This window comes from Asticcacaulis benevestitus DSM 16100 = ATCC BAA-896, assembly GCF_000376105.1.
In the GTDB taxonomy this organism is placed as follows: domain Bacteria; phylum Pseudomonadota; class Alphaproteobacteria; order Caulobacterales; family Caulobacteraceae; genus Asticcacaulis; species Asticcacaulis benevestitus.
In genome coordinates this window covers 1-11,275 of record NZ_AQWM01000065.1, presented here as the reverse complement: position 1 = coordinate 11,275, position 11,275 = coordinate 1, and the positions used below count along the sequence as shown (strand labels likewise).

Here is an 11,275-nt window from a genome sequence, read left to right as displayed (position 1 = left end):
ATCATCCTGCACAGAGGTGCGAAGGTGCGGGGCTATACGGGCACGATTGATGATCCCGACCAGTTGCTGGAATGGCTGGCCACGGATCGGGCCAGGCTGAGTTTTGGCGACGAAGCCGATATCGCGCCTAAGCGCGAGCCTTTGACGATGATTTTACGTCAATGGATCGTGCAACTGTAAATATGACCTGATCCGCCGGTGCCAAGCCTTGATACCGCCGCAAAGATTTTTACATTTAGCCGTATAAGCCAACCTCCGGGAATTGACATGAAACTGCGCGCCCCTGCCTATCTTTCCATCGCTGCCCTGCTGGTGGCCTGTTCGCCATCGCATTCGCAGGATGCCCAGAAATTCTCCGGCACTGGCTTCAACGACACCCTGAACGCGCCGAGCAAGGTGCCAGACAGCGCGGTCGGCATGAAGACCTCGTTTGCCCCCGTGGTGAAGACCGTGGCGCCGGCCGTGGTCAACGTCTACGCCAAGGGCGTGGCGCGTCAGCAGGTCGATCCGTTCTGGCAGATGTTCGGGGCGGTGCCGCGCCAGCAGGTCCAGCAGTCGCTCGGTTCCGGCGTCATTGTGCGCAAGGACGGCATTGTCGTCACCAACAACCACGTCATCGAGGGTGCGACCACCTTTATGGTCGTCACCAATGACCGCCGCGAATACCCCGCCAAACTCCTGCTTGCCGATCCGCGCACCGATCTGGCCGTGCTCCAGATCGACCAGAAGGGGGCCAGCTTCCCGACGCTCGAAATGGACGATGACCGCAATCTGGAGGTTGGCGATCTGGTGCTGGCCATCGGCAATCCGTTCGGCGTCGGCCAGACCGTCACCAATGGCATCATTTCCGCCCTCGACCGCACCGAGGTCGGCCCCGGCGGTGGTTCCTATATCCAGACCGACGCCGCCATCAATCCCGGTAATTCCGGCGGCGCGCTGGTCGATATGAATGGCCGCCTGATCGGGGTCAATTCGATGATCCTGTCAGGCTCCGGCTCGTCGTCCGGGGTTGGTTTCGCCATCCCCTCGGCTCTGGTCAAGCGGGTGGTCGAGAGCGCCGCCGGCGGCGCCACGCACCTGCAACGGCCCTGGCTCGGCGCCAAGGGTGACACGGTCACCAGCGACATTGCCAAGTCGCTCGGCATGGATCGTCCGGCCGGCGTTCTGGTATCGGATATCTATGCCGGCAGCCCAGCCGATCAGGCGGGCCTCAAGACGGGCGATGTCATCCTGACCATCGATGGGCAGCCGATCAATGATGCGGCGTCCTTGCGCTACCGTATCGACCTGCTGTCGGTGGGGCAAACCGCCGTGGTCGACGCCATGCGCAGCGGCAAGCCGGTGACGGTCCGGATCAAGGCGCAGGCGCCCTCAAGCTCGCCGCCGCGCGATGAGCGCACCATCGGCGGGCAGAATCCCTTCGCCGGCGCCCATGTCGTCAACCTGTCACCGGCTGTGGCCGAGGAGATCGGCGTCGATCCGTTCGATGCGCCGAAGGGCGTGATGGTGCTGTCGATCGACTCGGCGCGCACCTTCGCCGCCTCGGTCGGCCTGCGTCCCGGCGATATCGTCAAGTCGGTCAATGGCATGGTGATCAGCACGACCGCGGATCTGGAAGCGGTGACCAAGGCCGGCGCACGTCGCTGGCAGATCACCATCATGCGCCGCGGTCAGATCATTACCGCGACCCTTAGCTGATTTCGGTCGCGGTCCCTTTACAGCCCGCGTGACCTGACCAATAGTACCGTCTTTATTTGAGGAGGCGCTGCATGTTGAAGGTATCCGGTCTGGCTTTGGTGATGGCCCTGATGGCGAGCGGCATCAACGCACAAGCGCTGCCGGTTCCAGCGGCGGAGACGCCCGCCTTACCGGCGCCGCAGGATATCGACTATCCCGGCGTCATCCGCTTGCACGTCGATGCCACAGATCTGGATCGCCATATCATCGCCATGCGGGAAATTATTCCTGTCAGCAAGGCGGGGCGGCTGACGCTTCTGGTGCCGAAATGGCTGCCGGGCCACCATTCACCGGGTGACAGCGACCTGACCAAGATCGCCGGACTGCATATCAGGGCGGGCGGCCCAAACGGACAACAGGAGCTGAAATGGCGGCGTGATGATGTCGATATGTACGCCTTCCACGTCGAGGTGCCGGAGGGTGTCAGCGAGGTGACGGCCGATTTCCAGTACCTGTCACCGGTGCAGGAGAGGGACGGCGTCATCGTCCACACGCGCAACATGCTGACCCTGCAGTGGGAGAACGAAAGCCTCTATCCTGCAGGTTATTACACGCGCCGCATCCCGATCCAGGTCAGCCTTACACTGCCGAAGGACTGGCATTTCGCCACGGCGCTGGAGACGGACAAGCGCGAGGCCGATGTGGTCACCTTCAAGCCAATCTCCTACGACAACTTCGTCGATTCGCCCCTGATCGCGGGACGCTATTTCAGGCGCTACGACATGGCACCCGGCGCCAAGACGCCGGTATGGATGAACCTGGTGGCCGATGATCCCAAGGAACTCACCGTCTCGGATGATGTGCTGAAGATCCACCGCAAGGTCGTTCAGGAGGCCTATAAGCTGTTCGGTGGCCAGCACTATGATCATTACGACTGGCTGGTGGCGGTCTCCGATGAGATGGGCGGCATCGGGCTGGAGCATCACCGCTCGTCCGAGATCGGTATCGAACCGGGCTATTTCGCCAATGTCGCCGGCAAAGGCTTTGGCCGTAACATTATCGCGCATGAATATATCCATTCTTGGGACGGCAAGTATCGCAGGCCGGCGGGGCAATTCACCTCGACCTTTAACGAGCCGATGCGCAACGAGCTTTTGTGGGTCTATGAGGGCGGCACGACCTACTGGACCGACGTGCTGGAAAACCGAGCCGGACTTTATAATTTCGACCAGCGTCTGCAAATGCTGGCGGTGACGGCAGCGAGTTACGACATACTGCCGGCGCGCCAGTGGCGCGATCTGCAGGATACGACCTACGATCCGATCATCTCGAACCGCGGGCCGAAATCATGGCCGACCTGGCAGCGCTCGGAGGACTATTACGCCGAAGGGGGACTGATCTGGCTCGATGCCGACACCCTGATCCGGGACAAGACCGGCGGCAAGCGGTCGCTGGATGATTTCGCGCGCGGTTTCTGGGGGGCGCATAACGGTTCCTACCTGCCGGCGCCCTATAACTTCGAGGACGTGGTCAAGGCGCTGAACGATGTCTATCCGTATGACTGGGCAAGCTTCCTCAATACCCGTCTGAACCGCACAGGGACAGGCGCACCACTGGATGGTCTGGCGCGGGCGGGTTACAAACTGGTCTATAACGACACGCCGTCTGACTTTATCAAGAGCAACGAGTCCAAGCGTGGCAGTGTGGGGCTGGGTTACAGCCTGGGCCTGAGCATCGGCCGGGACGGCACCCTGCGCGATGTCCTGTGGGATGGCCCTGGCTTCAAGGCGGGGCTCACGGCGGGGATGAAGGTGATCGCGGTCAATGGCCGGGCCTTCGATGGCGGACGTCTGAAAGACGCCATCGTGGCGGCCCATACGCCCGGCAACAGCGACAAGATCGAGATGATGGTGCAGGACGGCGAGTATTTCCGCAGCGTCAGCTTCGACTATCATGACGGCCTGCGCTATCCGCATCTGGAGCGGATCGAAGGCACGAAAGATCTGCTGAAGCCCATCTATGGGGCTGAGGACAAGCCCGTAAAGGGAAAATAATTGGCGAAAAGTGTTAACGCGCGTTAACTTGTTGGTGCGGAGAATCATGTCTTCGTACCGGAGGTCAGGTTGCGTTTTTCAGCCCATGCAGGACAGGTCGAGAGCCGTGCGAGCGCCTATTGGCGTCAGCGCGTTCAGCCGGTCGAGCCTGTTGTGCGGCGCGCGGCGCGTGATTCTGATGCCTGGCCGGATGCGCGGCAGGAGCCTGTGCATGGCCCGGCCGTCTATGTCACCCTGTCGCCGGCTGCGCAGGCGCAGTTAGATCATCTGCGCCAAAGCCTCGCCGCGCGTCGATAAAAGTCGCAGTTTGCCCTTTCAACAGCGGGCGCTCCGTTCTATATTTGTTTCATGTCCAAAGCCCCCCTGACTGATCTTTTCGGCACACCGGAGCCGATGCTGAAGAACACTATGCCGAAGGTCGATGACGACCAGAAGCCGCTGGCCGACCGGCTGCGGCCGCAGGTTCTCGCCGATATCGTCGGGCAGGATCATCTGCTGGGGGAGGGCGGCGCCATCGCCCGCCTGATCGAGCGAGGCTTTCTGCCGAGCCTGATCCTGTGGGGACCGCCGGGCGTCGGCAAGACCACCATCGCGCGCCTGCTGGCTGAAGCCGCCGGCTATGAGTTCCAGCAGATTTCGGCGGTCTTTTCGGGCGTCGCCGATCTCAAGAAGGCGTTCGAGCAGGCGCAATTCCGCCATGGCCAGGGCGCCCGCACCGTCCTGTTCGTCGATGAAATTCACCGCTTTAACCGCGCCCAGCAGGACAGTTTCCTGCCCTTCGTCGAAGCCGGTGTCGTCACCCTGATCGGCGCCACGACCGAAAACCCGTCGTTTGAACTGAACGGCGCGCTTTTGTCTCGCTGTCAGGTGTTTGTGCTAAAGCGGCTGGATGATGCTGCGCTCGATGGCCTGATCGCCCGTGCCGAAGGTTTTCTGGGGCGCAAGCTGCCGCTAACGCCGGAAGCCTATGATACGCTCAAACTGCTCAGTGATGGCGATGGCCGCTATATCCTGAGCCTGATCGAGTCGCTTGATCATATGGGCTTTGACGCACCGATCGATTCCGATGGCCTGCTGGCGCACCTGCAAAAGCGCCGGCCTAACCACGACAAGGACAAGGAAGGGCATTACAACCTCATTTCGGCCCTGCACAAGTCAGTGCGCGGCTCGGACCCCGATGCAGCGCTCTACTGGCTGGCGCGGATGCTCAATGGCGGCGACGATCCTCTGTTCATCGCCCGCCGCATGATCCGCATGGCGTCGGAAGATATCGGCAATGCCGACCCGATGTCGCTTTTGATGTGCCATGCCGCGCGCGATACCTACGAGGTTCTGGGCTCGCCAGAGGGTGAACTGGCGCTGGCGCAGGCGGTGGTGCACATGGCCTCGGCGCCGAAATCCAACAGCGTCTACACGGCCTTCAAGGCTGCGCAGAAGGCGGCGAAGGAAACCGGCCATCTCGATCCGCCGACGGTGATCCTCAATGCGCCGACCAAGCTGATGAAGGATATCGGCTATGGCGCGGGTTATATCTATGACCCCGACGATCCGGACGGTTTCTCCGGCCAGAACTATTTCCCGGACGGCATGAAACGCCCGAAATTTTACGATCCCAAGGGCGACGGCCACGAGGGCAAGACCAAGCAACGGCTTGAACATCTCAGCGAACTAAGGGTTCTTAAGCAGAAGCGGTAATTTCATACGAGGGGTGAATATGGGATCGTTTTCAATATTGCATTTGCTGATCACTGCCTTGGTTTTGCTTGTTCCAGGGCTGGCGTCGTTTCTAGACTAGTCTTTGTGATCAAGCCGAGCGGTCCGAACCGCTTTGGTCCGTCACCGCGCCCACTTGGTTTTGCCGACGCGGTTGGTATCTGCCTTAGCAAGTTCGTCGACTTCAATGGCCGTGCGGCGCGTTCGGAATTCTGGTGGTTCTATCTGGCAACTATCTTCGTCAATATCTTTCTTGCCGTGTTGAACACCATGTTTCTGGGCGGTTTGGCTTCCCTATTGTCGTTGGTACTTTGGTTGCCGACACTGGCAGTTGGTGCGCGCCGCCTGCATGACATCAATCGTAGCGGCTGGTGGCAGTTGCTGGGTTTCAGCGTAATCGGCATGATTGTCCTGATCGTGCTGTTTGCGCAACCTTCTCAGCGCAGCGATGAAGCGAACGTATTCTGACGCGGTGATTTGCTTTGACCTGTCTGCCATGTCCGGTTAGGCATCGCCCATGGTCAAGCAGTCCCCCCAACATCGTAAAGCCCTGGAAACCGGTCGGCGTCGTCCACGTCAGGAAGCCGTGAGCACCAATCCGCGCAAATTGCCCAAGGCGATCACGCCCGAGGAAACCGCGTGGGTGAAGTCGATGATCGTCTATGAGGACGCCGATATCTTCGGTTTCAACAAGCCGTCGGGACTGTCGTCCCAAGGCGGGCGCGGCGGCGGTCATAATCTCGATGACATGATGTGGGCCTTCGCGCGGCCAAACGGCAAGCGGCCCAACCTGATCCACCGCCTCGACCGCGATACGTCGGGCATCCTGCTGGTGGCGAAAACAGCGCCAGCCACTTCCTATCTCGGCAAGGCGATGATCCGCCGCGCCTTTGCCAAGACCTATCTGTGCGTGGTCTCCAATCCGCATAACCTGCCGGATAAGGGCGTGATGGAGTTTCCCATGCGCCGTGAGGAACTCGGTCGCGAAGCCTATTCGCGTGTCTGCGAGGCTGATCATCCCGAGGCGCAGGCGGCCAAAACCGCCTTCGAGGTATTGAGCCGCACCGACGAGGTGGCGTTGGTGCGCTGCATGCCGCATACCGGCCGGATGCACCAGATCCGCGTCCATCTGGCGCATATGGGAGCGCCAATCGCCGGCGATATCCGTTATGGCGGCGCCTTGAGCCTGGGCGGCGCCGGTGTCAAGCGCCTGATGCTCCATGCCCTGCGCCTGACCTTCCCGCATCCGAACGGCAGCGGTGAGTTTACCCTGTCTGCGCCCCTGCATCAGGATGTCGTTGAGTTGTGCCAGGCCCTGGACTTAAAGGTTCTGGAATAGCGATGAAATGTACTTTTTCATGATATATTTATACTAATCATTATTAATTATAAATAGATATTAATATTACCAATTATCACAATTCTATTTACTGTTAAAGTTACTGCCTTTTTAATCGGCGACTGATAGCTTTCGGGTTTGTATTGTGTAAAGCCGGCGAAAAAATCGCTGATTGAGCCTGAAGGGCGCCTGAATGACCGGTTTTCGTGGCTTTCTGAAACGCTTTCTTGCCCAGACGCGCGGCAATGTGACGATTACCGTGGCCTTGGCCATTGTTCCGGTTGTTGCCGTGACGGGCGCGGGCTTTGAATTCGCCAATGTCCTTACAGCCAAGGCCCACCTTCAGGATGCTGCCGACAGTGCCGCTATTGCTGCGGCGCTCAATTCCAATGGCAATTTAAATTCCCAGACGGCGGCCGCACATAACGCCTTCTGCGATAATCTCTCCGATTCGGGGAGTGTCTCAAACACCTATTGCGGCAAGGCTGTGCGCGCGGGGTTTGATACCGCGTCCGGCGTACTGAGTGTGACGACGGACAATAATATTCAGACCATGCATTATACGGCGACCGCAACGGTGAAAACCCTCGTGGTCGGCAAGATGTCCGAACTTTTGATGGGCAATGAAACCGACATGGGCTCGGTCACCATCAGCGCCAAGGCGGATGCCGGCGTGACCATGAACGCGGCCGAGATCGTCTTCGTGCTCGATAACACCGGTTCGATGGGCCAAAAAACATCGGGGGCTACGGTCACCAAGATGGAAGCGCTCAAGAGCAGCCTGGATTCGACGCTGGCGTCGCTGCTCGATTCGAAGGGCAACAATATCGGTAAGACCAAGGTGGCCCTCGTGCCCTTCGATACCCAGGTAGCACTCGATAACGTAGCCGGCATGGGCAGCTATGCGGGCAATTTTGCCACCTCCTCCGATCCCTATACCTGCACGGGCCTGGCCGCGGAGAAATGTACGGTGCTGGTGGCCAATTACAGCGATATGTGCGGCTCCAGCAGCGCCTGCCTGGACAACAAGATCAACTATACCGGGACCTATACGAGCAATGGCAAGAGCTATTTTTCGGTTATGTCGACCTCGTATTACAAGACCAACAGCACCTATCGCAGCTATGGCCACACCTACTATTACTACTACATCATGTACAAGATATCGACGTACAGGGTGAACGGCACGAGCCTGACCTATTACAGCGGCTCCAGCAATGGTGACTACTACGGCAACGCGGCTTATTATTCGCCGCCGTCGGGCTACAATTACCAGCAATATACCGGTACGATCGCCTACACCTCGCAGGCCGCCGGTGGTTATAACAGCGGATCGACCGTGGTGATCAAGGATAATAACACCATTACCGCCAACAGCGATCTGCTGGGCGTGACCAGCGGCGCCTGGACGGGCTGCGTAATCGACCGCGTGCAGTCTTACGATGTGACCTCGGATGCGCCGGTGGCGACGAACACCGACACCCTCTATCCAGCGGCGAAATGCGCCACCAACTCCCTGCTGCCGATCAAGGATCTGACGACGGATATCGCTTCGGTACGTACCTACGCTGCCAAGATGACGCCGGCCGGCAACACCAATGTCACCATCGGCATCCAGTGGGGCATGGAGGTTCTGTCGCCGACAGCCCCCTTTACCGGCGGCGCTGCGTTTACGGACAAGACGATCAACAAGTATATGATCATCCTGACCGATGGCATGAACACGCAAAACCGCTGGACCAACAGCAATACCGAGATCACGGCGCGGATGTCGCTGGCGTGCGAAAACGCCAAAAAACTGGGCATTACCGTCTTTACGGTGCGACTGGAATCCGGGGATTCGACCGCCCTCCAGAACTGCGCCTCGAATACCGGCTACTATTATAACCTGTCCAGTTCCAACCAGATCAACGGCACCTTGGGCAGCATCATGAAATCGATCAAGAAGATACGCCTGACCAACTAAGGTAAGCGTGCAGTTGGCCCCATATAGCTGGTAGTTTTCGGCCATGCTATCAGACCCAGAAGCGTTGCGATGGTGAACTTCTATGTCTGGAGATATGCGTAGGGATAGAAACTTCCAATTTGTGGAGGTCGTCAGTTCCGGCTCGGGTTCTATTGGTCGAATTCGTCGAGAGTGGGCTGACGACTACAAAGCCGAGATGGCATCGCGTTCGCTGGTTCCGGGCGTGAACGCTTCGGCATTGGCACGAGAGATCGGGATATCGCCGGGGCAGCTGTTTGGTTGGCGCAGGTTTGCCCGCGATCGTGGACTTTTGCACGATTTGGAAAATACGCCTCTCGCGGCAGAGCGGGGCGCCGTGTCTCGTGCCGTCATCGAAATCGTTGTCGACGGCGTCACCATCCGGGCCTGCTCCGCCGCTGATGAGGGGCATCTGGTCCGAGTGATCCGCGCGGTGCGCCAAGCATGATCCCGGCGGGCGTGAAAATCTTCCTGGCGGCGTCTCCGATCGACTTCCGCAAGGGACCTGACTCTTTGCTGGCTTTGGTTCGAGCTGCGGGAAGTGATCCGTTCAGCGGGTCGCTATATGCGTTCCGGGCCAAACGCGCCGACAGAATAAAGATCGTCTGGTGGGACGGGACCGGCGTGTGCCTGTATGCGAAGCGCCTGGAAAAATCTCAGTTTATCTGGCCCAGGGTTGGGCCCGCCCGCATCCAGCTGAACCACGTCCAGGTGCTTGCCTTGCTCGATGGCCTGGACTGGAAAAAGGTCCGCGTCATCGGTGTAAAGGCCCCTGAAATCGTTGGCTAAATGCACGAAATTGTTCGCCAAAATCGAGTAAAAACGTAGGCAAATCAACCCGATATGTGCTATGTTTGGGGCTATGGAGAGACCGGATTTTACCCTGCCAGATGACGTGGAAGCGCTCAAAGCGTTTGCGCTGGCTATGGCACAAAAGGCTGGCGTCCTGGAAGCGGAAGTCGCAAATCTTAAGGTCGAAAACGCACTCGCTGAGGCCCGTCTTCAGGATCTGACGCATATCCATGCGGACGCTGAAGAGCGTATCAAAAACCTCACATCGATCCTGAAGATCTTCAGTCGAGCCCGCTTCGGCCGCAAGTCTGAGAAGCTGCGCCATATTGCTCTGACAGATGAGCAGCAGGCTGAACTGTTCGACGACATCGCGACAGGTATCGCCGAGTTGGAGACCTTGGTTAAAAAGGCTGGCAGTGGTGATAAGCCCAAGCGCGCCCCTCGGCCACGCAAGGCCTTCCCAGCTCACTTGGAGCGCATCGAACAAACCATCGAGCCGAAAGCCCTGCCTGAGCACGAGGGCAAGACCAAGGTCCTGATCCGCGTGGAAACGAGCGAACGCCTCGACGTCGTGCGGGCGAAGTTCCGCGTTATGGTCACTCACCGGCCCATCTATGCGTTTAAGGGCGAGGATGGCGTCATCCAAGCGCCGGCGCCGCCCCACATCATCGAAGGCGGCATCCCGACCGAAGCCCTGCTGGCTCAGGTCGCCGTCTCGAAATATGCCGATGGCTTGCCGCTCTATCGCCAGGAGGCGATTTACGCGCGCGACAAGGTCGAGATTAGCCGCGGGCTGATGGCCCAATGGATGGGAGCAGTCGGCTTCGAGCTGATGATCATCAGCGATTATATCCTCGATCAGATCAAACAAGCCGAACGCATCTTCGCCGACGAGACCACCTTGCCGACCCTGACCCCGGGGACGGGCAAGGCGCGAAAATGCTATCTCTGGGCCTATGCCCGTGATGATCGACCGTTCGGCGGCTCGGGCCCCATCCTGGTGGCGTTCCGCTTCGAAGATAGTCGCGCCGGTGACTGTGTGGCCGATCATCTCGATGGCTATAATGGTATTGTGCAGGTGGATGGTTATAACGGTTACAACAGCATTGCACCGAAAGGCGCCGCCAATAGCGGCGCAGTCCTTGCCGGCTGCTGGGCGCATCTACGACGGAAGTTCTACGATCTGCATGTGTCGGACGCCTTACCGGTTGCGACCGCCACGGTCGAAATGATGAAGGCGCTCTGGCAGGTCGAGGACGACATCCGCGGCCGGGCACCTGAACTACGAGCCAAAGCCAGACAACAAAACTCCGCCAAGGTCGTCGCTGACTTGTTTAAGCTCTGGGAAACTACGCTGCCCAGAATATCGGGAAAATCAAAGTTGGCTGTGGCCATCCGATACGCACTCAAGCGCCGCGAGGGCTTCGAAGTATTCCTACATAACGGCCTGGCCGAGATCGACTCCAACGTTGTCGAACGCGCCATCAGGCCCCAGACAATTACGAGAAAGAATAGTCTGTTCGCTGGCTCCGATGGAGGAGGCAGAACCTGGGCGACCATCGCAACCGTTCTGCAGACCTGCAAAATGAACGATGTCGATCCTGCGGCCTGGCTTACACAAACGCTCGAACGGCTCGCCAACGGATGGCCCATCTCAAAACTCGAGGATCTCATGCCGTGGAACTTTAAAGCCTACGGGGCCAGCTGATCGCTTAC

At 59.0% G+C, this 11,275-nt stretch carries 10 protein-coding genes and 1 pseudogene; all 11 read left to right on the top strand.

What is annotated here, in order from left to right; genetic code table 11:
• A pseudogene (locus B060_RS0122900) lies at positions 1-180 on the top strand (DUF1801 domain-containing protein); the annotation flags it as partial.
• A gap of 87 nt (positions 181-267) precedes the next feature.
• Positions 268-1,698 carry a Do family serine endopeptidase gene (locus B060_RS0122895; RefSeq protein WP_018084127.1) on the top strand — a complete coding sequence of 477 codons (1,431 nt, stop codon included), beginning with the start codon at positions 268-270 and terminating at the stop codon, positions 1,696-1,698.
• Between the two features lie 71 nt (positions 1,699-1,769).
• Entirely contained in the window at positions 1,770-3,731 is a 1,962-nt protein-coding gene (locus tag B060_RS0122890; protein ID WP_018084126.1) for a M61 family metallopeptidase, read from the top strand.
• Between the two features lie 69 nt (positions 3,732-3,800).
• On the top strand, positions 3,801-4,028 hold the full coding sequence (locus tag B060_RS0122885) for a hypothetical protein (RefSeq protein ID WP_018084125.1): 228 nt from the start codon (positions 3,801-3,803) through the stop codon (positions 4,026-4,028).
• Between the two features lie 96 nt (positions 4,029-4,124).
• Positions 4,125-5,426: a replication-associated recombination protein A gene (locus tag B060_RS0122880; protein WP_051081145.1), complete on the top strand. Its 1,302-nt coding sequence runs from the start codon at positions 4,125-4,127 to the stop codon at positions 5,424-5,426.
• 105 nt (positions 5,427-5,531) lie between these two features.
• Positions 5,532-5,912 (top strand): DUF805 domain-containing protein, encoded by a 381-nt coding sequence (locus B060_RS0122875; RefSeq protein ID WP_018084123.1) that lies wholly within the window; start codon positions 5,532-5,534, stop codon positions 5,910-5,912.
• Between the two features lie 49 nt (positions 5,913-5,961).
• Positions 5,962-6,783: an RluA family pseudouridine synthase gene (locus B060_RS0122870; RefSeq protein ID WP_018084122.1), complete on the top strand. Its 822-nt coding sequence runs from the start codon at positions 5,962-5,964 to the stop codon at positions 6,781-6,783.
• A 193-nt stretch (positions 6,784-6,976) separates the two neighbouring features.
• The gene (locus B060_RS0122865) at positions 6,977-8,749 is read left to right on the top strand and encodes a TadE/TadG family type IV pilus assembly protein (protein WP_018084121.1); all 1,773 of its coding nucleotides are present in this window, start codon (positions 6,977-6,979) and stop codon (positions 8,747-8,749) included.
• Positions 8,750-8,843: 94 nt separating this feature from the next.
• Positions 8,844-9,215, top strand: coding sequence for a transposase (locus B060_RS0122860; RefSeq protein WP_157405697.1), 372 nt, complete (start codon positions 8,844-8,846; stop codon positions 9,213-9,215).
• On the top strand, positions 9,212-9,556 hold the full coding sequence (gene tnpB, locus B060_RS0122855) for an IS66 family insertion sequence element accessory protein TnpB (RefSeq protein ID WP_018083855.1): 345 nt from the start codon (positions 9,212-9,214) through the stop codon (positions 9,554-9,556). Before B060_RS0122860 ends, tnpB begins: the two co-directional genes overlap by 4 nt.
• 73 nt (positions 9,557-9,629) lie before the next feature.
• The gene (gene tnpC / locus B060_RS0122850) at positions 9,630-11,267 is read left to right on the top strand and encodes an IS66 family transposase (RefSeq protein ID WP_026173047.1); all 1,638 of its coding nucleotides are present in this window, start codon (positions 9,630-9,632) and stop codon (positions 11,265-11,267) included.
• Positions 11,268-11,275: the final 8 nt, after the last annotated feature.